This is a genomic window from Streptomyces sp. NPDC006602 (assembly GCF_042870385.1).
Taxonomy (GTDB): domain Bacteria; phylum Actinomycetota; class Actinomycetes; order Streptomycetales; family Streptomycetaceae; genus Streptomyces.
Map to the genome: position 1 here is coordinate 476,761 of NZ_JBIAHG010000002.1, position 22,292 is coordinate 499,052.

General features: G+C 71.2%; 14 protein-coding genes and 1 pseudogene. 4 read left to right on the top strand and 11 right to left on the bottom strand.

Annotation, left to right across the window (positions count from 1 at the left end; translation table 11 throughout):
* The first annotated feature begins 45 nt into the window (after nt 1-45).
* Entirely contained in the window at nt 46-2,955 is a 2,910-nt protein-coding gene (locus ACFYO2_RS06925) for an ATP-binding protein (RefSeq protein ID WP_388345100.1), read from the top strand.
* A gap of 18 nt (nt 2,956-2,973) precedes the next feature.
* On the opposite strand, the gene ACFYO2_RS06930 is transcribed toward ACFYO2_RS06925, so the two are convergent.
* The 11 genes and pseudogenes from ACFYO2_RS06930 to ACFYO2_RS06980 form a co-directional block, all read right to left on the bottom strand.
* A complete protein-coding gene (locus ACFYO2_RS06930) occupies nt 2,974-4,437 on the bottom strand; it encodes an alpha-amylase (protein ID WP_388345102.1) in 1,464 nt (487 codons plus the stop codon).
* Complete coding sequence (locus ACFYO2_RS06935) at nt 4,434-7,148, bottom strand: glucosidase (RefSeq protein WP_388345105.1); 2,715 nt, start codon at nt 7,146-7,148, stop codon at nt 4,434-4,436. Before ACFYO2_RS06935 ends, ACFYO2_RS06930 begins: the two co-directional genes overlap by 4 nt.
* A gap of 114 nt (nt 7,149-7,262) precedes the next feature.
* Nucleotides 7,263-10,637 (bottom strand): pyruvate carboxylase, encoded by a 3,375-nt coding sequence (locus ACFYO2_RS06940; RefSeq protein WP_388345108.1) that lies wholly within the window; start codon nt 10,635-10,637, stop codon nt 7,263-7,265.
* A gap of 111 nt (nt 10,638-10,748) precedes the next feature.
* Complete coding sequence (locus tag ACFYO2_RS06945; RefSeq protein WP_388345110.1) at nt 10,749-11,564, bottom strand: DUF427 domain-containing protein; 816 nt, start codon at nt 11,562-11,564, stop codon at nt 10,749-10,751.
* 22 nt (nt 11,565-11,586) lie between these two features.
* Nucleotides 11,587-12,795: a cysteine desulfurase-like protein gene (locus tag ACFYO2_RS06950; protein WP_388345113.1), complete on the bottom strand. Its 1,209-nt coding sequence runs from the start codon at nt 12,793-12,795 to the stop codon at nt 11,587-11,589.
* Nucleotides 12,796-12,806: 11 nt separating this feature from the next.
* Nucleotides 12,807-13,985 (bottom strand): cytochrome P450, encoded by a 1,179-nt coding sequence (locus tag ACFYO2_RS06955; RefSeq protein WP_388345116.1) that lies wholly within the window; start codon nt 13,983-13,985, stop codon nt 12,807-12,809.
* Nucleotides 13,986-15,011: 1,026 nt separating this feature from the next.
* Nucleotides 15,012-15,152 (bottom strand): annotated as a pseudogene (locus ACFYO2_RS06960) (AAA family ATPase); the annotation flags it as partial.
* A gap of 28 nt (nt 15,153-15,180) precedes the next feature.
* Complete coding sequence (locus ACFYO2_RS06965) at nt 15,181-16,110, bottom strand: ABC transporter substrate-binding protein (protein WP_388346077.1); 930 nt, start codon at nt 16,108-16,110, stop codon at nt 15,181-15,183.
* A 48-nt stretch (nt 16,111-16,158) separates the two neighbouring features.
* The gene (locus tag ACFYO2_RS06970) at nt 16,159-16,848 is read right to left on the bottom strand and encodes an ABC transporter permease (RefSeq protein WP_388345119.1); all 690 of its coding nucleotides are present in this window, start codon (nt 16,846-16,848) and stop codon (nt 16,159-16,161) included.
* Nucleotides 16,845-17,510: an ABC transporter permease gene (locus ACFYO2_RS06975; protein ID WP_388345122.1), complete on the bottom strand. Its 666-nt coding sequence runs from the start codon at nt 17,508-17,510 to the stop codon at nt 16,845-16,847. The genes ACFYO2_RS06970 and ACFYO2_RS06975 overlap by 4 nt, the downstream gene beginning before the upstream one ends.
* The gene (locus ACFYO2_RS06980) at nt 17,507-18,643 is read right to left on the bottom strand and encodes an ABC transporter ATP-binding protein (protein WP_388345125.1); all 1,137 of its coding nucleotides are present in this window, start codon (nt 18,641-18,643) and stop codon (nt 17,507-17,509) included. Before ACFYO2_RS06980 ends, ACFYO2_RS06975 begins: the two co-directional genes overlap by 4 nt.
* A gap of 186 nt (nt 18,644-18,829) precedes the next feature.
* On the opposite strand from ACFYO2_RS06980, the gene ACFYO2_RS06985 reads away from it, so the two are divergent.
* From ACFYO2_RS06985 to ACFYO2_RS06995, 3 genes are read left to right on the top strand one after another with little or no spacing between them, the layout of a single operon-like run.
* Entirely contained in the window at nt 18,830-19,831 is a 1,002-nt protein-coding gene (locus ACFYO2_RS06985) for an ornithine cyclodeaminase family protein (protein WP_388345128.1), read from the top strand.
* On the top strand, nt 19,828-21,354 hold the full coding sequence (hutH, locus tag ACFYO2_RS06990; protein ID WP_388345131.1) for a histidine ammonia-lyase: 1,527 nt from the start codon (nt 19,828-19,830) through the stop codon (nt 21,352-21,354). The genes ACFYO2_RS06985 and hutH overlap by 4 nt, the downstream gene beginning before the upstream one ends.
* A complete protein-coding gene (locus ACFYO2_RS06995; protein ID WP_388345134.1) occupies nt 21,351-22,253 on the top strand; it encodes an amidohydrolase in 903 nt (300 codons plus the stop codon). Before hutH ends, ACFYO2_RS06995 begins: the two co-directional genes overlap by 4 nt.
* Nucleotides 22,254-22,292 lie beyond the last annotated feature (39 nt).

Here is a 22,292-nt window from a genome sequence, read left to right on the forward strand (position 1 = left end):
TCGGCGCCGTCCTCCGCGGATCAACGACAGGAAGCGGTAGCGCACATGGCGCCTGGGCTGCGGCAATCCCTCACCGAAAACCGTCCGTTGCTCGAACGCCACCGGGAACTGCGGGCACTCGACTCCGCCTTGACAGAACTCTGTGAAACGGCCGGGGGCGTGCCCCGCGCGCCGTCGAGCGAACTCGTCACCTTCGCGGGTCCGGCCGGCATGGGGAAGACCACCCTCGTCTCGGCCGCCCGCGCCCGTGCCCTCGCACAGGGGTGCACGGTCCTCTCGGGCAAGGGCGGCGAGAACGAGCACGAGCTGGCGTTCCACGTCGTGCGCCAGCTCCTGCAGCCCGCCCTGGCCGCGATGGACGAGGCGGAGCTCCGTAGCTTCCTGGGCAGTTGGTACGACATCGTTGCCGTGGCGCTCGGTCTCGAGGCGAGGGCCACCGCCCATGTGCCGGACCCGACCGGCGTGCGCGACGGCATCGACTGGGTCATGACACGCCTGGCGATGAAGAAGAAGCCGGTCGTACTGCTCCTGGACGACCTGCACTGGGCCGATGCCGAGTCCCTCGGCTGGCTGACGTCCTTCGCGCCACGGGCCGCCGATCTCCCACTGCTGATCGTCGCCGCCTACCGGCCCGACGACATGCCGCCCGAGGCGAGCGCCTTCCGCACGCTGGTCGAACGTCACGGGAACCGTCCCCACACCCTGGGACCGCTCAGCGCCGACGGCGTCGCGCGGATCGTGAGGAACGAGGTGGGCGAGGACGCCGAGGACGAGTTCTGCGACGAATGCTGGACAGCCACCGGCGGGAGTCCGTTCGAGGCCGTAGAACTGGCCATCAGGCTCGGCGAACGGCAGGTGAGGGGCCTGCGGCACGAGTTGCCCGTGATGCGGGATCTCGCGGCGGCCGTCAAGGGCCCGGGTCTGATCGAGCGACTGCACCGCCTGAGTCCGGCCACCGTCCGCTTCGCATGGGCCGCCGCCGTCCTGGGCGGGTCCTTCTCGCCGGAGCTCGCCGCGACCCTCGCGGTGATCGGCCACGAGGAGTCCGCCGAGGCGACCGAGCGGCTGCGTACCGCCCGGATTCTGGCCGACAGCCACGGACCCGGCGGCGGACTGGAGTTCCTCCACCCCATCGTCTCCACGACCATCTACCGTGACGTTCCCTCGCATCTGCGCGTCGGCATGCACGACCGGGCCGCCGAGGCCGTCCGCGCCGCGGGTCTCGGCCCCATGGCCGCGGCCCGGCACCTGCTGGAGGTTCCCTGCGACGGAAGGTCCGAGGTGGTCGAATGCCTTCGCGCGGCCGCTCGTGAGTACCTCCGTTCCGGGGCACCGGAGGCCGCCCGGCGCGTCCTGACCCGAGCCCTGCAGGAGCCGCCTGCTCCGGAGGACCGTGCGGCCATCCTTCACGAACTCGCGTGCTCGACGTTCCTGATCGAACCCAGGGCCACCGTCAGCCATCTCCGGGAGGCGCTGGCGGAGCCCGGCGTCGACCCCGACCTGCGAGCCGGCATCGTCTACCGGCTCGCCCAGGCGCTGGCCCACACCGACCGGCTGGCCGAGGCCGCGGCGGTGGCCGCCGACGAGGCACAGCAGGCCACCAGCCCGCGCATCAAACTGCGCATGCAGGCCGAACACTTCGTGTGGAGCTCGTTCCGCACCGACGAGCCCGACTCGGCCGCCCGCTCCCGCAAGTTGACGCGGCTGGCCGGGAAACTGACCGGCCGCGGGCTCGAGGAGCGTTACATCCTGGGGCTGCGGGCATGGGACGCGCTGGTGCGTGGTGAGCCCCGGCGCACGGTCCTCGCATATGCCGACGACGCCCTGCGCGGAGGAATGAGCTGGACCGACGAGAACCGCGGCTTCGAGGTGCCGGTCTCCGTCGCCCTGGTCTTCATGTACTGCGACCAGCCCCGACGGGCCGAGGAGCTGTTCACCAAGGGCATGGCGGAGTGCGAGACGAAGGGCTGGCGCGGCTCCCACCTGGCTCTGAGCCAGGCGCTCCTGGGTTACATCCACTACCGGCGCGGCTGCCTGGCGGAGGCGGAACAACTCGCCCGGGAAGGGCTTCGCATCGCCGACCGCGTCGAAGGCGCCGTGCCCGCCCAGTGGTTCGCCATCGGCATCCTGATCCAGATCCTGCTGGCCCGCGGCCGGACCGCCGCCGCCCGCCGGCTCGCCGACCGGTACCAGTACGGCGAGGTGGTGCCGAACGCCGTCATCTATCCCGACCCGAGCACGGTGTACGCCGAACTGCTCCTGGCGCAGGGGCGGCGCACGGAGGCCGAGAGCCTCCTGTCCGAGGTCGGGGACCGGCTGGAAGCGCGGGCCTGGCGCAACCCCTCCTGGTGCCCCTGGCAACTGGACCTGGCGTCCGCCGTCGCACCCAGCGCGCCCGACCAGGCGGTCCGTCTCGCCCAGGACGCCGTCAAGCGGGCCCGCGACTTCGGTGCGGTGTCGGTGATCGGCCAGGCGCTGCACGTCGAGGCCGAGGTCACCGGCGGCCCCGCGGCGCTCCACCTGCACGCGCAGGCCGTCGAACACCTGGAGCAGTCCCCCGCCGCCTACGAACTGGCCCGTGCCCTGGTCGGCCACGGGGCCGCGCTGTCCCGCAGCAGCCGGCTGCAGGAGGCCGCCGACCGGCTCTACCAGGGGCTGGAGACCGCCGTCCACTGCGGTGCCGAGGCCGTGGCCACCCGGGCCAGGGAAGAGCTGGCCGCCGCCGGAATGCGCCCGCTGCCCCTGCGCTACGGACAGACGGACACCCTGACCGCCCACCAACGCCGAGCCGCCGAGATGACGGCCCAGGGCCACCCGGTGACGGTGGTCGCGAAGGAGCTGCACCTCACCGAGCAGGGCGTACGGAACCTGCTCTCCGCCGCCTACCGGAAGATCGGCACGGACGCGGCGGGGCTCGCCGGGGCGTTGAAGACCTTTCCACGCCCCCTGCAGTGACAGTGACGAGAAAAGCTGTTACGAGGTGACCCTGGCCGACACCGTCAGGACGTGTCCCTCCCAGGCGTCCAGGGCCACGAAGAGTCCCGGGTCGGTCAGTTCGTCGCCCTCGCGGTCGTACGTCTGCCCGGTGAGCAGATCCGTCAGGTGGTACTCGGCGCCCCGGAGGTCGGCCCAGGGCAGGGGCAGCCGCGCCTGGGCCGGGCGGTCGGAGTGGTTGACGACGACCAGGTGGCGGGTCTCCTTCTGCGTCCACGTCCAGGACAGCAGGGTGCGGTGGGTGTCGTTGTCCGGCCAGCCGGTCGGGGTCAGCGGCCGCCATTCGCCCCGGCGTACGGCGGATGCCGCCCGCAGCAGACGGCCGTAGAAGTCGCGCAGCCGTTCGTCGGCCGGTTCCTGCGGTCTGCGGGAGAGGAAGACCGGTGGGCGTACGCGGCGGCCCTCGAACTGGCCCTCGTGCCAGAGCGTCGCGCCGGGGAGGGTCGCGACGGCCATGGCTGCCGCGCGGCCCCGGTCGCCCGGCAGGGTCGCGGCGGCCCGCGGCTCGTCGTGGTTCTCGATGAAGCGGACGAGGCCGCGCTGGTGGGCGAGTTCGGCGCCCAGATGTGCGCGGACGGAGCCGGCGTTCTCGTGGCACAGGCGGTCGTAGAGCCGCTTGTCGTAGCAGTGGTCGAAGCCCTGCTGCTGGAGGGCCGATTCGAGGTCCCAGTACGCCTCGGCGACGAAGAGGAGGTCGGGGTGGCGGGCGCGGACGCGCGGGATGACGTACGGCCAGAAGTCCTCGGCGGGAGCCGGACCCGCCCGGTCTCCCCAGGTCTTGGCGAAGACGTCGTTCATCATCAGCATCGCCATGTCGCAGCGCACGCCGTCCGCCTGGTCGCCGATGGAGACGAGCGTGTCCACCGTCGCCGCGCGCAGGCCGTCGCTGAAGGCGTTGAGCTGGACCACGTCCGGCCAGGGCGGGAAATACGGGTCGCGGCCCCGGGCATAGACCCGTCCGCCGGTTTCGACGAAGGCGTCGGGTGCCCGGCCGAGGTCCTCCGTCGTGCCCTGGATCAGGCAGTCGGGGCGTTCGGTGAGCCAGGGGTGGTCGGGGGACACGTGGTTGGGGACGTAGTCGAGAATCAACCGCAGTCCACGCGCGGCCAGTTGGGCGCGGGCGGCGGCCAGGCCCTCCGGCCCGCCGAGCAAGGCGTCGACGACGTAGTTCTGTACGCAGTACGGGGATCCGGTGATGTCCGCCTCGGTGAGGTCGGGCAGGGCCGCGCGGAAGGAGGCCAGGAGTTGCTCGTCGCGCAGGGCGATGCGCAGTCCGGCCGGGCTGCGCTCCCATACGCCCATCAGCCAGACGGTGTCGATGCCGGGGCGGGCCACTTCGTCCCAGACCTCGCCGGGCACGTCACCCAGGCCGATCGTGCGCCCGTACCGTCGGCTCAACTCGCCCATCCAGACCAGGGTGTTGACCTCGTAGACGACCGTCACGACAGGGGCTCCTCGCACTCGCCCACGGGCTTCAGGGACTCCCGGCCGCCGCGGTGCCAGTCGTCGGCGCTGATGGTGTGGAACAGCGTCGCGGTGGCGGCCACCAGACCCGTCCAGCCGGTCTGGTGGGAGGCGCCGAGGCCGGCCCCGTTGTCGCCGTGGAAGTACTCGTAGAAGAGGATCAGGTCCTTCCAGTGCGGGTCCTTGGCGAACTCGGGCCGGCTGCCGTGCACCGGGCGGTGGCCGTCGGGGTCGCGCAGAAAGGTGGAGGTGAGCCGGTCGGCGATCTCGCGGGCGACCTCGTACAGGTTCATCCGCCGACCGGAGCCGGTCGGGCACTCCACCGTGAAGTCGGGGCCGTGGTAACCGTGCAGGTTCAGCAGGGCGCGGATGAGGAGGATGTTGACCGGGAACCACACCGGGCCACGCCAGTTGGAATTGCCGCCGAACATGCCCGAGTCGGACTCGGCGGGCAGATAGCCGACGCCGTACGTCTGACCGTGCACCTCGAAGGTGTAGGGGTGCTCGGCGTGGTGGCGGGACAGGGAGCGGATGCCGTGCGGGCCGAGGAACTCGCCCTCGTCGAGCATGCGGGCCAGGATGCGGCGCAGCCGGTCCTCGCCGAACAGGGCGAAGAGATAGCGGCCGTCGACGGTGGGATCCGTGGTGGCGTGCCGCGAGACGTACGCCTCGACGGCCGGGTGCCGCCTGACGAACTCCTGTGCCCCCTGGACCAGTTCGGGGAAGATGCGGTGTGCCTTACCGCCGATCACGCTGGTCGCCGCGAGGGGTATCAACCCGACGAGGGAGCGCACCTTCAGCGGGGTCGCGGTGCCGTCGGGCAGCCGCAGGACGTCGTAGAAGAAGCCGTCCTCCTCGTCCCACAGGCTGGCGTTGTCCTTGCCGATGCGGTTCATGGCGACGGCGATCCACGCGAACTGCTCGAACAGCATCTGCGCCTGCTCGACGTATACCGGGTTGTCGACGGCGAGTTCGATGGCGATGTCCAGGAGGTTCTGGCAGTACAGCGCCATCCAGGCGGTGCCGTCGGCCTGGTCGAGGTGGCCGCCGGTGGGCAGCGGGGCGCTTCGGTCGAAGACGCCGATGTTGTCGAGGCCGAGGAAGCCGCCCTGGAAGACGTTGTTGCCGTCGACGTCCTTGCGGTTGAGCCACCAGGTGAAGTTCTTCATCAGCTTCTGGTAGGCGTTCTCCAGGAAGGCCCGGTCGCCGTGGCCGGTGCGCTGCTTCTCCAGTTCGTAGACGAAGAGCACCGCCCAGGCGTGCACGGGCGGGTTGACGTCCCCGAAGTTCCATTCATACGCCGGGATCTGGCCGTTGGGATGCAGCAGGAGGCGTCGCAGCAGCAGCGCCAGCTGGCCCTTCGCGAAGCCGATGTCGACCATGGACAGGGGCAGGGTGTGGAAGGCGAGGTCCCAGGCCGCGAACCACGGGTACTCCCAGGTGTCCGGCATCGACATGATCTCGTCGTTGACCATGTGGTACCAGGCGCTGTTGCGGACCCGGGGGTCGGCGGAGAGCGGGTCGACGCCGTGTTCGGTGAGCCAGCGCTCGACGTCCAGGTAGTAGTACTGCTTGCTCCACAGCATCCCGGCCAGCGCCTGCCGGACGAGGTGTCGCTGCTCCTCGCCCACCCCTTTTGGGGTGACGCCATCGTAGAAGGCGTCGGCCTCGGTGCGGCGGATGTCCATGGTCGATTGGAACTCGCCCCAGGGGTCGGCGAGTTCGGCGTCGGTCAGGCGCAGACGGATCGTGGTGCTCGCGCCGGCCGGGACCGTCAGGACGTGGTGGACGGCCGCCTTGGTTCCGGTGCGCCCCGGGTTGACGGCGTCCGGGTCACCGTGGACGACGTACCGGTCGATGCCGTCCTTGACGTACGGCGTGGTGTTCGCGCTGTCGAAGATGCGCTCGTTGTTGGTCTCGTTGTCGGTGAAGAGGGTTTCGGCGCCCTCGAAGTAGAGCCTGCGGGTGCCGAGTTCCTCGTGGTCGGCGCGGACGGCCCCGTCCTCCGCGTGCAGAGTCGGCACCGCCGAGCCGCCCGCCCAGGACCAGGTGTGCCGGAACCAGAGAGTCGGGAGCAGGTGGAGCGTGGCCTCGTCGGGTCCGCGGTTGTGCGCGGTGATCTCGAGGAGCAGGTCCTCCGGTCCGGCCTTCGCGTACTCGACGAACACGTCGAAGTAGCGGTCCTCGTCGAAGACGCCGGTGTCCAGGAGTTCGTACTCGGTGTCGCGGCGGTCGCGGGACCGGTTGGTGTCGACGAGGTCGGCGTAGGGGAACGCGCCCTGCGGGTACTTGTAGAGGAACTTCATGTACGAGTGCGTGGGCGTGCTGTCGAGATAGAAGTAGTACTCCTTGACGTCCTCGCCGTGGTTACCCTCGGCGTTGGTCAGGCCGAACATCCGTTCCTTGAGGATCGGGTCGCGGCCGTTCCACAGGGCGAGGGCGAGGCACAGGCGCTGTTTGTCGTCGCTGACGCCGGCGATGCCGTCCTCGCCCCACCGGTAGGCGCGGGAGCGGGCCTGGTCGTGGGTGAAGTGCGACCAGGCGTCGCCGTCGGGGCTGTAGTCCTCCCGGACCGTGCCCCACTGGCGTTCGCTCAGGTACGGGCCCCAGCGCCGCCAGGGCGCCGCGCCCGCGTCGGCCTCCGCCAGCCGTCGCCGCTCGGCGTCCGGTGCGCCCGCGTCACTCGCCATCGCCCGCTCTCCTCTCTGCCCGGCACCTGTGTCCGAACGTCCAGGCTCCGCCGCCCCCGACCGGGCCGCAATGCAGAAGGGCCGTGAGGAAGCGGGCGGCAGCGTTCCGCCAAGCTACGCGATCTCGACGAGCAGGTCTCCGCCCTCCACCTGCTGGATCTTGTTGATGGCGAGCCGGGACACCCGTCCGGCCTTCGGGGCGGTGATCGTGGCCTCCATCTTCATCGCCTCGATCGTGGCCACCGTGGCACCGGCCGCCACCTCGTCGCCCTCGGCGACCGCGAGCGTCACCACACCGGCGAACGGCGCGGGGACGTGGCCGGGCTTGGAGCGGTCGGCCTTCTCGGTCACCGGCACGTCGGAGGAGGCGGCGGCGTCACGGACCTGGATCGGCCGCAGCTGGCCGTTCAGCGCGGACATCACGGTGCGCATGCCGCGTTCGTCGGCCTCGCCGACGGCTTCCAGCTCGATGAGGAGCCGCACGCCGGGCTCCAGGTCGACGGCGTACTCCTTTCCGGGCCTGAGGCCGTAGAAGAAGGCCTTGCTGTCCAGCACGCTGGTGTCGCCGAAGCTCTGACGGTGCGTCTCGAACTCGCGCGTCGGCCCCGGGAACAGCAGCCGGTTGAGCGTCGCGCGCCGGTCCTTCTCCAGTCCCGTACGGTCCTCAGCGGCCAGCTCCTGCACGGGCTTGGCCTCGGCGCGGCCCTGGAGCGCCCTGCTGCGGAAGGGTTCCGGCCAGCCGCCGGGCGGGGTGCCGAGCTCGCCGCGCAGGAAGCCGATGACGGAGTCTGGGATGTCGAACTTGTCCGGCGTCGCCTCGAACTCCTCGGGCACCACCCCGGCGCCGACCAGGTGCAGGGCGAGGTCGCCGACCACCTTGGACGACGGGGTGACCTTCACCAGGTGGCCGAGGATGCGGTCGGCGGCGGCGTACATCGCCTCGATGTCCTCGAAACGGTCACCGAGGCCCAGCGCGACGGCCTGCGTGCGCAGGTTGGACAGCTGCCCGCCAGGGATCTCGTGGTCGTAGACACGGCCGGTCGGCGAGGCCAGGCCCGCCTCGAACGGTGCGTAGATCTTGCGGACGCTCTCCCAGTACGGCTCCAGGTCACCGACCGCCCGCAGGTCCAGGCCGGTGGGCCGCTCGGAGTGGTCGGTCGCCGCCACGATCGCCGACAGCGACGGCTGCGAGGTGGTGCCCGCCATCGAGGCGACCGCCCCGTCCACGGCGTCCGCACCGGCCTGGATCGCGGCGAGGTAGGTGGCGAGCTGGCCGCCGGCCGTGTCGTGGGTGTGCAGGTGCACCGGCAGGTCGAACTCGCGGCGCAGCGCCGAGACCAGCTTCGCGGCGGCCGGGGCGCGCAGCAGGCCGGCCATGTCCTTGACGGCGATGACATGGGCGCCCGCGGCCACGATCTGTTCGGCCAGGCGGAGGTAGTAGTCGAGGGTGTACAGCCGCTCGTTCGGGTCGGACAGGTCGGAGGTGTAGCACAGGGCGACCTCGGCGACGGCGGTCCCGGTCGCCCGTACGGCGTCGATGGCGGGCCGCATCTGGCCCACGTCGTTGAGCGCGTCGAAGATGCGGAAGATGTCGATGCCGGTCGCCGCGGCCTCCTCCACGAAGGCGTCGGTCACCTCGGTCGGGTACGGCGTGTAGCCCACGGTGTTGCGGCCGCGCAGCAGCATCTGCAGGCACAGGTTCGGCACGGCCTCGCGCAGGGCGGCCAGGCGTTCCCAGGGGTCCTCGGCGAGGAAGCGCAGCGCGACGTCGTAGGTGGCGCCGCCCCAGCACTCCAGGGACAGCAGCTCGGGCAGGGTGCGGGCCACCAGCGGGGCGACGGCGAGCATGTCCTTGGTGCGGACTCGGGTGGCCAGCAGCGACTGGTGGGCGTCGCGGAAGGTGGTGTCGGTGACGCCGATGGTCGGGGACTCGCGCAGCCACCGGGCGAAGCCCTCGGGGCCGAGTTCGGTGAGCTTCTGCTTGGATCCCGCGGGCGGTTCCGTGTCGGCGGGGCGCGGCAGTTTGGTCGTGGGGTCGATCAGTTCGGGCCGCTCGCCGTGGGGCTTGTTCACCGTCACGTCGGCGAGGTAGGTCAGCAGCTTGGTGCCGCGGTCGGCGGAGTGGCGGGCGGTGAGCAGGTGCGGGCGCTGTTCGATGAACGACGTGGTGACGTTACCGGCCTGGAAGTCCGGGTCGTCGAGGACCGCCTGCAGGAACGGGATGTTGGTGGCGACGCCGCGGATGCGGAACTCGGCCACGGCACGCCGGGCCCGGCGCACCGCGGTCGTGAAGTCCCGGCCCCGGCAGGTGAGTTTCACCAGCATCGAGTCGAAGTGCGCGCTGATCTCCGTACCCGCGTGGGTGGTGCCGCCGTCCAGGCGGATGCCCGAGCCGCCGGGCGAGCGGTAGGCGCTGATCCTGCCGGTGTCCGGGCGGAAGCCGTTGGCGGGGTCCTCGGTGGTGATCCGGCACTGGAGGGCGGCGCCGTGCAGGGTGACGGTCTCCTGGGAGAGGCCGAGGTCGGCGAGGGTCTCGCCGGCGGCGATGCGCAGCTGCGCCTGTACCAGGTCGACGTCGGTGACCTCCTCGGTCACCGTGTGCTCGACCTGGATGCGCGGGTTCATCTCGATGAAGACGTGGTTGCCCTCGCGGTCGAGGAGGAACTCCACGGTGCCCGCGTTGCGGTAGCCGATCTCGCGGGCGAACCGTACGGCGTCGGCGCAGATCCGCTCGCGCAGCGCCGGGTCGAGGTTGGGCGCGGGCGCCAGCTCGATGACCTTCTGGTGGCGGCGCTGCACGGAGCAGTCGCGCTCGAAGAGGTGGATGACGTTGCCCTGTCCGTCGGCGAGGATCTGCACCTCGATGTGACGGGGTTCGACGACGGCTTTCTCCAGGAAGACGGTGGCGTCGCCGAACGCGGACGCCGCCTCGCGGGCCGCCGCCTCGATGGACTCGCGCAACTGGGCGGGCTCCTGGACGCGGCGCATGCCGCGCCCTCCGCCGCCGGCGACAGCCTTCACGAACACGGGGAAGCCGATGTCCTCGGCGGCCCGCACCAGCTCGTCCACGTCGGTCGAGGGCGCCGAGGAGCCCAGCACCGGTACGCCGGCCGCGCGGGCGGCGGCCACCGCGCGCGCCTTGTTGCCCGTCAGCTCCAGGATGTGCGCGCTCGGTCCGACGAAGGTGATGCCCGCGTCCTCGCACGCCTGGGCCAGTTCGGGGTTCTCGGAGAGGAATCCGTAGCCCGGGTAGACGGCGTCGGCACCGGCCAGACGGGCGGCGCGGATGATCTCCTCGACGGAGAGGTAGGCCCTGACCGGGTGCCCCGGCTCGCCGATCTCGTAGGCCTCGTCGGCCTTCATCCGGTGCAGCGAGTTGCGGTCCTCGTGCGGGAAGACGGCGACGGTCCTCGCGCCGAGCTCATATCCGGCGCGGAAGGCTCGAATCGCGATCTCGCCTCGGTTGGCGACCAGTACCTTGCGGAGCATTCCGGATCCTTTCGAACTGCCGGTGAGGACTCCATGCTCGCGGCAATGCGGTCGCCTTGCCATGAGAGCCAGGTCACGTGGGGAGTGTCGGTTCGGGATGATGTGCGCCGGTTACTCCGGTGATGGCATCGAGAGCATCGTGGTGAACGGGGTGACGGGGCGCTGCTGCCGCTCGCCGTCGACGGTGATGTCGACCGCCTCGTTGTAGAAGGCAAGGAGTCCCTTGACGGCAGCCACCGCGGGCAGCGGGTCCGGGTAGCTCCAGACGATGTTCGGCGGTACGTCGGCGTCGGTCCGCCACGACCAGTAGCGGGCGGTGCCCTTGTAGGGGCAGCCGGTGCTGTGGTCGGTGTGGTCGAGCAGGTCGAGGCGGACGTCGTCGCGGGGGATGTAGTACCGCGTGGGCAGACCTGTCTCGAACACCAGGACCGGGCGGCGGGTGTCCGCGACGACGGTGCCGTCGAGCTCGACCACGACGTGGCGGCTGCTGGGGATCGCGTCCACCCGTTTCTGCGGGTCGCGGGGGTGGATGAAGATCTCCTCCTCTTCCTCGTACCAGTGGTCCAGGCCCCGGCCGACACGCCGGAACCATTCGAAGGCGATGTGGTCGGCGAGGTCGGCGGCGGGGAAGGTCCAGGCCGCGTTCTCCACGATCTCGCCGTCGATCTCGAGGTCGTAGAAGATCCGCGAGCCGGTGTGCGTGCCCGTCGGGGGGTTCTTCGCCGGGCGGAGCAGGTCCTCGCGGACCTCATCGCGGGGGAAGGCGTACAGCGGCACGGGGACGTCTGGTTCCCAGACGAGGACGGGATGCCGGCTGTCGACGACCGTCACGTCGTCCTTGAGGCCACGGACCCAGCGTTCGCTGGGCTCCCACAGAAGGCCTTCCGGGGTGGTCCGGACGGCCCGGGCGGTGGGGAATGTGGTCATGACCTGCTCTCCGTTCAACGGCTCACCGGGATGTCAGGAACTCGGACAACCCCGTCAGGAGCCGGTCGACATCCTCGGTGCTGGTGTAGGGCGCGAGGCCGATGCGGAGGCCGCCGGTGTCGCCGAGGCCGAGTCTGCGCGATGCCTCGACGGCGTAGAAGGATCCCGACGGCGCGTGGACGCCGCGCTCCGCGAGGAAGCGGTACGCGTCCATCGTGCTGTGCTTGTCGAACGTCAGCAACAGGGTGGGAGTGCGATCGGCCGCCCTGGAGTGGATCGTGACGCCGTCGAGCGAGGACAGCCCCTTGTCCAGCTGCGTGCGCAGGCTGTCCTCGTGGGCTTCGAGCGCTGTGTACGCCGCGATGAGGCGCTGTCGTCGCGTGCCGCCGGCACTCGTGTCCAGGCCGGCGAGGAAGGCGACCGCCGCGGTGGTGCCGGCGAGGAACTCGTAGGGCAGGGTGCCCAGTTCGAAGCGCTCCGGGACGGCGTCGCTGGAGGGCAGGAGCTTGTCCGGCCGCAGCGTCTCCAGCAGTTCCGGCCGGGCGGCGAGGACTCCGTGGTGGGGGCCGAGGAACTTGTACGGGGAACACGCGAAGAAGTCCGCGCCGAGCCGCTCCACGTCGACCGACGTGTGAGCGGTGTGGTGGACGCCGTCGACGTAGGTGAACGCCCCGATGTCGTGCGCGAGTCGGGAGATCTCGGCGATCGGGGGCCGGGTGCCGATCAGGTTGGACGCGGCGGTGACGGCGACCAGCCGGGTGCGCTCGGACAGCACGGCGCGGATGTCGTCGACGGTCAACTCCCCGGTGGCCGGGGCGAAGTCGGCCCAACGCACGGTGGCCCCGGCCCGCTCGGCGGCCTGGATCCAGGGACGGATGTTGGCGTCGTGGTCGAGGCGGGTGACGACCACTTCGTCTCCGGGCGACCACGTCCTGGCGAGAGTGCGGGAGAGGTCGTAGGCGAGCTGGGTGGCACTGCGGCCGAAGACGATCCCCGAAGGCTCCGCGCCCAGCAGGTCGGCCATGGCCCGGCGGGCCTCGGTGACGATGTTCTCGGCATTGCGCTCCCCCGGCGCCGTGTGCCCCCGGTTCGACAGGGGGTGGGCCAGCGCGTCAGCGATGGCCTGGATGACCGGTCGGGGCGTCTGGGTGCCGCCGGGGCCGTCGAAGTGGGCGGTGTTCGCCGTCAGGGCGGGGAACTGGGAGCGGATGGCTGTGAGGTCGTACGTCACGGATGCTCCTGTCAGGCGGGCCTGTCCCACAGCACGTGCAGGACCGGGGGCTTGCGGAAGACCAGGCCGTACGGCGCGGTCGGGCGGGTCGGGTCGAGGCGCAGGGCGGGGAGGCGTTCGAGCAGGCGCCGCAGGGCGATCCGGGTCTCCAGGCGGGCGAGGTGCGCGGCGAGGCAGTGGTGGGGGCCGTGGGCGAAGGCCAGGTGGAGGCGGGCGTTCTCGCGGCGGACGTCGAACCGGTCGGGGTCGGGGAAGACGGCCGGGTCGCGGCCCGCTCCCGTCAGGGAGACCGTGACCAGTTGACCGCGGCGGATCGTGGCGGGGCCGAGGACGGTGTCGCGGGTGGCGTAGCGGTCCACCACCGCGGCGCCCGGTTCGAGGCGCAGCGATTCCTCGATCGCGCCGTCCAGCAGGTCGGCGTCGGCGCGGACGAGGACGAGCTGGCCGGGATGGCTCAGCAGGTGCAGCAGCGCGTTGGTGATCATCGCCTCGGTGGTCTCGATGCCGCCGAACATCAGGACCGCGGCATTGGACGCCACCTCGGACAGCCCCAGCCGCTCGGCCGCGGAGACCAGGAGCGACGAAGCACCCCGTCCGTCGGCGACGGTGGCTTCCACGGCCGCACGCAGCTGCCCGTACGCCACGGCGCCGGCGGCCCCCGCCTGGAGTCCGGCGGTGATGTCCGAGACCGACCGCACGATGGAGTCGTACCAGGAGAGCACCGTGGCCGCGGTGGTGCCGACCAGCCCGAGTGCCTCGGTCACGACGGCGACCGCGAGCGGGCCGGCGAAGGCGCGTCGCAGGTCGACGGCGCCGGCCGGTTCCAGTGCGGTGATGAGCCGGTCGGTCTCCCGCTCGATGGACGAGGCGAAGCCGTCGCGCACCTCCCGGGGCCGGAACGGAGCGGCGAAAGGGTCGCGGTGACGGGCGTGCGCGTCGCCGTCCAGGGACAGCATGCTCGGCCCGACGACCTGGGCGGTGGAGAACCGGGGGTCGTCGACGGTGAAGGTCGCGGCGTCCCGCATCACGCCCATCGCGAGATCGCGACGGGTCACCAGCCAGCCGTCCAGCTCGGGCAGCCAGGACACGGGCTCGTGGGCACGCAGCAGCGCCAGTCGCGGATGCGGGTCCTCGGCGAGTTCGGCCAGGGTGGTCGCGGCGCCGAGCGGGAAGGAGTCGACGACGCTCATCGCGAACCCGGCCCGGGTAGGGGGAAACCGATCACAGCCAAGGCTAACAATCGCCTTCGCCGGGCCGGTTGCGGGATGCCGCCGCGCTCGTGGACGAACCGTCGGCGGACCCAGGACGTCGAAACGCGGCTGACGGACCGCAGCGAACGACGCCAGGCTCCGCGGCGATGACGACTCATTCCGTTGGCAGATTGGGGGTCCCGTCCGCGCAAGGTGAGTGCTGATGCTCACTTGGACCGCGAACAGGGATTCCAGCCTTTCCTTCTGGCCGCGCGTGCGAGAGTTCGCCGTGCCGCCCTCCATGATCGAGACCGCGACCGCCCGCCGACGCGTCGGCGACTGGGCAGGGGCGTGCGCCGCGGGGGTGTCGACGCCGATCTCCAGCTGCGTTTCTGTGGCCCGGACCCATGGCCGGGAACTCGCGGCCCGGATCCGCGCCGATCTCCGCCATCTGGCTCCCGACCTGCTGCGCTGGCACCTGCCGAGGATCGCTCCCGACGGGTTGCTGCGTCCGGGGCTGACCGTCTCGCCGGCTCGGTACGCGGCTCCCGGGCGGGACCGCCCCATGCATCTCATGGTGCGAACCCCGCCTGCCTGGGCGGACGCCGGGCAGCGGATCAGCCTCGAGCTGTGGGACGGCTCCCCTTCGGAGGGCGGCGCCTCCCGTCATCCGCATCCTTGGCCGAACAGGCGGTTCCGCCTCGACCTGCACCGCCATCTGTGGGACGTACGCAGGACCGGTGAGCTGCGGACCCGGTCCGGGGCCGAGGTGCCGACCGGCGGCGGTCGAGCTGTGGCGGCGCCGGATCTGCCGGAGACGGTGCCGCCCGGACGTCGCTGTGCCGTCGACCGGTGGGCGGCCGAGGCGGGGATCCTGCTGCGGGCCGAGGGGCGGTCCTCCGGTGACGTCGTCGTGCGGCTGGGGCGCGACATCGGCTGGTACGGGATGTGCCGGACGACGTCGGGCCGCCCACTTTCCGCATCGCGGCGTGGAAGGACAGGGGCGCCTCCGCATCCGCCTCTACCCAGGTCGGGGGCTCCGGTCCGCACCGCCCGGACCAGGAGCCCCCAGGCCGCGTCCCAGCGGGCCCTGTCCGGGCGCCGGCGAACCGCGTCCGCCAAAGGTCCCCGCGCTCCTGCCCGAGGTGGCGGGCAGGAGCGCGCTGGGCGGACGGTGTGGGCCTGTCCGAACCGGTCAGCTCCCGAGGCCTGCGCTCGTCAGCCACTCCTTCGCGACGTCGGCGGCGTCCTCCTTGTCGTCGACCAGCTTCTTCATCATGTCCAGGAGGTCTTCGGTGGTGAGCTTGGCCGATACGCCGTTGAGCGCGGTCTTGGCCGTGTCGTTGACGGCGGACTTGTAGACCAGGGGCGTGACGTTCTGCGAGGAGAAGAGGTTCTTCGGGTCCTCCAGCACGACCAGCTTGTCCTCGACGATGGCCGGGTCGGTGGTGTAGAGGTTGGCGGCCTGGACCGTGCCGTTCTGCAGGAGCTTCAGCAGGGTGCTCTGGGCACCCGCGTCGAGCGGCTGGAACTTCTTGAACTCGACGCCGTAGACGCTCTTCAGACCGACCAGCCCCTGCGTGCGGGTCTTGAACTCCGAGCCCGCGCCGATCGCCAGTTCGCCCGCGACGGGCTTGAGGTCGGCGAGGGTCTTGAGGTTGTACTTGGCGGCGGTCTCGGAGGTGACCGTGACCGAGTCCTTGTCCTCGGCCTCGGAGGAGTCGAGTATCTCCACCGAGGAAGGGAGCTTCTTCTTCAGCTCGGCGTTGATGTCCTCCGTACTGGTGGCGGTGCTCTTCGGGTCGACCGCCACCGCCAGCAACGCCCCGTTGTACTCCGGGAAGACACCGATGCCGCCCTTGACCACCTGGTCGTAGTAGACCTCGCGGGCTCCGATGTCGAACTTGCGGGTCACCTTGAGCCCCTTGGACTCCAGGGCCTGAGCGTAGATCTCGGCGAGCAGCTGGTTCTCGGGGAAGTTCGCGGAGCCGACGACGATGGACTTGCCGTCGCCGGCGCTGCCGGTGCTGCTGCCCGTCAGCGGATTGCTGTCGCTGTCGTCGCCGCCACCGCAGGCGGTCAGCGCGAGCGCGGCGATCAGGCCGAACGCGGCGCCTGCGTACATGCCTCTCATGGGTGTTTCCTTTCTCAGTGCCCGGGAGCTCGAAAAAAATCAGGGTCTGGACGCCGAAGCCCGCAGGCCCGGCGACACGATGAGGCGCCGCAGCGCGGTGAAGAGGACCTGGACGACGAGGGCCAGTACGACGACGACGGTGGAGCCCCCGATGACCAGCTCGTAGTCGTTGCGGGAGAGTCCGTCGACGATGAAGCGGCCCAGCCCGCCGAGGCCCGGGTAGGCCGCGACGGTGGCGGTGGCCACGACCTGGATGGCGGCGACCCTTAGGCCGAGGAGGATCAGCGGGAGTGCCATCGGCACCTCCACCCGTATCAGGACCTCCCACTCGGTCATGCCGACCCCGCGCGCGGCGTCCCTCGTGTCGGGGTCCACGCCCCGGACGCCCTCGAAGGTGTTGATGAGGATCGGCGGGATCGCGAGCGCCACCAGGGCGACCAGTACGGGTGCGGTGCTGAGCCCGGCGAGCGTGACGACGAGGACCACCAGGCCGAAGGTGGGGACCGCCCGCGCCAGGTTCGCGACGCTGGCCACGGCGAACGCCCCACGGCCGGTGTGCCCGACGAGCAGTCCGAACGTCAGCCCGATCAGGGCGGCGAACAGGAGCGACAGGCCGCTGTAGGTGAGGTGCTCCAGGAGCCGGTGGGGGATTCCGTCATCGCCGTGCCACTGCGTGGAGGACGTCAACCAGTCCCCCACGAGCCGGATCTGGTTCAGGAGATCGTTCATGCCGTCGTCACCTTGCTCCGGGACCAGGGGGTGAGCAGCCGCTGCGCCAGGACCAGCAGAGCGTCGGTGCCGAGCGCGAGCAGCATGATCAGCGCGATCGCGGTGACGATCGGGGTGGGGAAGTCGAGCTGGAGGCCACGGGTGATGTAGTAGCCGAGGCCGCCCTGTCCGATCAGCTGTCCGACGGCGACGAGGCTGATGGAGGAGACGGCGGCGACGCGTACGCCGGCGATGACGACGGGTACGGCGATGGGCAGTTCGACCTGTACGACACTGCGGACCGGACCGAATCCCATGGCGGTGGCCGCGAGCCGGACCGGTTCGGGGACCGAGGCCAGTCCGTCGACGACGTTGGGGACCAGGACCGACAGCGTGTAGAGCGTCAGCGGGATCATCACCGTGCGTTCGGTCAGCCCCGTGTACCGGACGAAGATCATGAACAGGGCCAGTGACGGGATCGAGTACAGGATGTTGGCCACGGTCAGGACCGGCGGGTACAGCCATCGCCAGCGATGGCACAGGATGCCGAGAGGCACCGAGATGATCAGCCCGAACAGCACCGGCAGCAGGCCCAGTCTCAGATGGACACCGGTGTAGTCGGCGAGCTCGCCGGCATGGTCGGCGATCCAGTCCCAGCGGACGAACGGCTCACCGTCGCTCATCGTTCGCCACCTCCCGGTCCGGCACCCACGTCGTCACCGGCCGCTTCGGCGGCGGCCATCACGGCGGACAGCTCGTAGGCGTCCGCGACTCCGACGACCGCGCCCTCCGCGTCCACGCCCACCGCTAGCCGGGAGGGCGACAGGAGCGCCGAGTCGAGGGCGGCCCGCGCCGAGTCCCCGACGACGCTGAAGGTGTGGCCGAGCGGCGTGAGCGGCGCTTTCGCGAGCGTGCCCGTCTCCGGCAGCCCGGCGACCGCGGCCCAGCCGAGCGGTCGCCGGCCCTCGTCGACGGCGAGCACCCAGGGCTCGTCCGCCGCCCGGGCCCGCGCCACGGGGGAGGTCGCGGGCAGCACCGGGCCCTCGCGCAGCGGAACCTCGGCCGCCTTGACGAAGGACAGCCGGCGAATGCCCCGGTCGTGTCCGACGAAGCCGGCCACGAAGTCGTCGGCGGGGTGGGCGAGCAGCCGCTCCGGGGTGTCGAACTGGGCGAGCTTGCCGCCGGTCCGGAACACCGCGATGTTGTCGCCGAGTTTGATGGCCTCGTCGATGTCGTGGGTGACGAACACGATCGTCTTGTGCAGCTCCTTCTGCAGCCGGATGAACTCCGCCTGCAGCTCCGCCCGGACGATCGGGTCGACCGCGCTGAACGGCTCGTCCATGAGCAGCACCGGCGGGTCGGCGCCGAGTGCCCTGGCGACGCCGACGCGCTGCTGCTGCCCGCCGGAGAGCTGGTTCGGGTAGCGCTTGGCCATCTCGGACGGCAGTCCCACCAGTTCCAGCAGCTCCGCGGCCCGTGCCCGCGCCTTCTTGCGGCTCCAGCCGAGCAGCAGCGGAACGGTCGCGATGTTGTCGAGGATGGTGCGGTGCGGAAACAGCCCCGCGTGCTGGATCACGTACCCGATCCCCCGGCGCAGCTCGGGGGCGTGGACCTCCCGGATGTCCCGGCCGCGCAGGCTGACGGTCCCGGCCGTCGGCTCCACCATGCGGTTGATCATGCGCAGGGTCGTGGTCTTGCCGCAGCCGGAGGGACCGACCAGGACCGTGATACCGCCCTCGGCCAGCTCCAGGGACAGACCGTCCACGGCCGTGGTGCCGTTTGGATAGTTTTTGCTCACCGCGTCGAAACTGATCAAGGCTGCCCCTTACCCGGCTGCATATGTTCATTCAGAGTTGCGGGTGAGTGAATGGCAGTCAATGCCCGGCTGTAAACGCGGCGTTACAGTCCTACGAAATCGGGCCACAGGTGTCCGAAGTCGTGCCGCTCTGCGGCTTACGTGGCATTCAGAATCAGCCAGCCCACACGTTAGGGAGAGACATCCATGGAACCGGTCTGGTTCACCTTTCTGAATGGTTCGGACATCGAACAGCTCGAGCTGACCGACATCGAGATACTCGACGCCGTCGAGGAGGGGCTGCGAGCCCAGGGCCTCGGCGAGACGGTCGTCGAACCGCGTGTCCACCTGATGCCCGACCCCGCGTTCAACGGCCACTTCAATGTCCTGCGCGGCTATGTCGCACCGCTCGCGCTGGCCGGAGTCAAGATCGTGGGCGACTTCGTGGACAACTACCAGGCCGGGCTGCCCTCCGAGATGGCTCTGCTCAATCTCTTCGACCCGCGCACCGGCATGCCGGTGGCCGTGCTCGACGCCACCGCCATCACCGAGATGCGCACCGGTGCCCTGACCGCGCTGGGCGCGCGTCACCTGGCCAGGCCGGATGCCAAGGTACTCGGGCACATCGGCGCCCGCGCCACCTCGTACTGGAACGTCCGCCTGCTCGACCGGATCTTCGACCTCAGCGAGATACGCGTCCACTCACGCCGCCCCGAGAGCCGCGAGGCCTTCGCCGAACGGCTGGAGCGGGAGCTCGGCAAGCCCGTGATAGTGACCGAGGACTGGCGGACCTGCGTGGAGGGCGCGGACATCGTGGTGGAGGCGTCCCGCCTCGAACGCCCCGAGCCGCTGCTGAAGACCGAGTGGATCGCCCCCGGCGCCCTGGTCGTGCCGTACGGAACGAACAGCGCGGTCGAGCTCACCCTCACGGACATCATGGACAAGATCGTCGTCGACGACTGGGGCCAGGCCCACGCCGGGCCGTTCGGCGCCCTGCGCGCGCACGTCGACTCCGGCAGACTCGACAGGGGCAATCTGCACGGGGAGCTGGGCGAGATCGTCGCCGGCCGCAAGCCGGGCCGGGAGAGCGCCGCGGAGACCAACCTGTTCTGGCACCGCGGGCTTTCGCTCTCCGACATCGCGCTGGGCGCCGCCATGCTCAAGAAGGCCGAAGAGCGCGGCCTCGGCCAGAAGCTGCGGTTCTCGTGACCAGGGTCGTCATCGACGGGCGGACGCTGTCCTACGACGATGTCGTCGCCGTCGCCCAGCGCGATGCCCGGGTGGTGCTCGCGGACGAGGTACTCCCCCGGCTTGAGCGTGACCGGGCCGTCGTCGAGGACATCGTCGACCGCCAGGTGGCCACGTACGGCCTGACGACGGGACTCGGCACCCGCTCGTCGTACGCACTGCCGCGCGACGAACTCGAGGAGTTCAGCGTCCGTACGGTCCGGGGACGGGCCAACGCGGTCGGCGATCCGCTGCCGGTCCCCGTCGTACGCGCCGCCGTCCTGGCCCGTCTCAACGGCATCGCGGGCGGCGGCAGCGGAGTGCGCCCGGCGATCCCCCGGCTGCTCTTGGCCATGCTCAACGCGCGGGTGCATCCGGTGATACCCGAGGTGGGGTCGATCGGCGCCTCCGACCTGTGCCAGATGGCCCATGTCGGGCTGGTCGTCATCGGTGAGGGCAGCGCCGAGTTCGCCGGTGAGGTGCTCGACGGGGCCACGGCCCTGCGGCGGGCCGGTCTCGGCCCGGCCGAACCGGGCCCGAAGGACGGGCATGTGCTGTGCAGTGCGAGCCCGCTGGCGGCCGGACAGGGCGCCCTCGCCCTGCACGAGGCGGCCGCCGTCCTGCTGCTGGCCCAGGCGGTCACGGCGCTGACCTACGAGGGCTTCCGGGCGAACACGAGCCCGCTCGACAGCCGGGTGCTGGGCCTGCGCCCCGCCCCCGGGCAGTCGCGCGCGGCGGGTGAACTGCTCGCCCTGCTGGACGACGGCGAGCTGGGCGACCCCCGGCACGCGCGGCGGGTGCAGGACCCCGTCAGCCTGCGCTGCTCGGCCCAGGTGCACGGGGCGCTGCACAGCGCGCTGGACTTCGCCGACGAGGCGCTGCGACCGGAACTCAACGGCTGCGGGGACAACCCGGTGGTGCTCGCCGACACCGGCGAGATCCTCTCGTCCGGCAACTTCCACACCCCGGCCCTGGCCCTCTCCTTCGACACCCTCGCGCTGGCCCTGACGCAGACCGCCGCGATCTCCGCCGAGCGCATGCGCCGGCTGCTCGACCCCGCCGTCAGCGCACTGCCCGCGAACCTCTCGCCGTACGGCCCGGAACGCTCGGGCTTCGCACCGCTGGCCAAGACGGCTCAGGCACTCGTCGCCGAGATCCGCATGCTGTCCGCACCGGTGAGCACCGATCCCCGCCATGGCGCTGACGCCGTCGAGGACGACTCGACCAACGCGGCGCTCGGGGCCCGGCGGCTGACGACGATGCTCACCCGGCTGCGGCAGCTGCTCGCGGTCGAGGCCGTCGTCGCCGCGCAGGCGGTGGACCTGGCGGCACCGTCCGCGCTGGGGCGGGGACCGCGGTTGTTGCACCGCTCGATTCGCGAGATCGTGCCCCGCCTGGACGACGACCGGCCCTGCGGGGTGGACGTGGAGGTGGTCAACCGCGACATCCTGGGGTCCGACGACGTCCGGAGCGCACTGCGCGCCTTGGTGGGAGGAGCGTCATGACCAACGTCGACGTACACCAGCATCTGTGGAGCCCCGCGCTGCTGGCGGCCCTGCGGTCCCGCCGCGAACCGCCGTTCCTGGACGGCTGGACCCTGTTCCTGGCCGGTGAGCCGCCCTACGAGATCCCTCCCGCCGACCACGACGTCACCCGGCGCACCGAACTCGCCGCCACCGACGGCCTGGGCCGGGTGCTCGTCTCCATGTCCGCCCCGATCGGCGTCGAATGGCTGCCCTCGGCCGAGGCACGGCCCCTGCTCGACGCCTACCACGAGGGTGCGGCCGCGCTCCCCGAACCGTTCGGGGCCTGGGCCGCCGCCTGCGTACGGGACATCGACGCGAGCGCGACGGCCGACGACCTCGACCGGGGGTTCGCCGGCCTCCAGCTCCCGGCGAACGCCCTTGCCGACGCGGCCGGCTACGCGCGGTGCGCCCCGCTGCTCGATCTGCTCGAAGAGCGCGACCTTCCGCTGTTCGTGCACCCGGGGCCCGCGCCCGGCGGGTCCGAGGGGCCCGGCTGGTGGCCCGCGATGGTCCCCTATGTCCAGCAGATGCATGCCGCCTGGTTCGCCTTCCGTGCCTTCGGCCGGCCGCGCCATCCGCGCCTCAGGGTGTGCTTCGCGCTGCTGGCCGGGCTCGCCCCGCTGCACGGGGAGCGCTTTGCCGCCCGGGGCGGCGGGGACGTCGTCGGGGTGGACCCGGACGTGTTCGTCGAGACGTCCTCGTACGGCCCGACCGCCGTCGACGCGATCGTCCGCGCCCTCGGTGTGGACGCCGTCGTCCAGGGCTCGGACCGGCCCTACGCCGAGCCGCCCCGGCATCCCGGCTTCGGTCTGGGCGGCGCCGCGGCGTACGCCTTCCGCATCGCCAACCCGCGACGGCTGCTCACCGGAAAGGATTGACCATGCCCGGGACATCCGAGCGGCACCTTTGTCCACCGA

What these genes read in the sequence shown, in the direction of transcription:
- ACFYO2_RS06925 (WP_388345100.1), top strand. Translation starts at nt 46, where the DNA reads ATGGCGCCTGGGCTGCGGCAATCCCTCACCGAAAACCGTCCGTTGCTC.
- ACFYO2_RS06935 (WP_388345105.1), bottom strand. Translation starts at nt 7,148, where the DNA reads ATGGCGAGTGACGCGGGCGCACCGGACGCCGAGCGGCGACGGCTGGCG.
- ACFYO2_RS06940 (WP_388345108.1), bottom strand. Translation starts at nt 10,637, where the DNA reads ATGCTCCGCAAGGTACTGGTCGCCAACCGAGGCGAGATCGCGATTCGA.
- ACFYO2_RS06945 (WP_388345110.1), bottom strand. Translation starts at nt 11,564, where the DNA reads ATGACCACATTCCCCACCGCCCGGGCCGTCCGGACCACCCCGGAAGGC.
- ACFYO2_RS06955 (WP_388345116.1), bottom strand. Translation starts at nt 13,985, where the DNA reads ATGAGCGTCGTCGACTCCTTCCCGCTCGGCGCCGCGACCACCCTGGCC.
- ACFYO2_RS06965 (WP_388346077.1), bottom strand. Translation starts at nt 16,110, where the DNA reads ATGTACGCAGGCGCCGCGTTCGGCCTGATCGCCGCGCTCGCGCTGACC.
- ACFYO2_RS06970 (WP_388345119.1), bottom strand. Translation starts at nt 16,848, where the DNA reads ATGAACGATCTCCTGAACCAGATCCGGCTCGTGGGGGACTGGTTGACG.
- ACFYO2_RS06975 (WP_388345122.1), bottom strand. Translation starts at nt 17,510, where the DNA reads ATGAGCGACGGTGAGCCGTTCGTCCGCTGGGACTGGATCGCCGACCAT.
- ACFYO2_RS06985 (WP_388345128.1), top strand. Translation starts at nt 18,830, where the DNA reads ATGGAACCGGTCTGGTTCACCTTTCTGAATGGTTCGGACATCGAACAG.
- ACFYO2_RS06995 (WP_388345134.1), top strand. Translation starts at nt 21,351, where the DNA reads ATGACCAACGTCGACGTACACCAGCATCTGTGGAGCCCCGCGCTGCTG.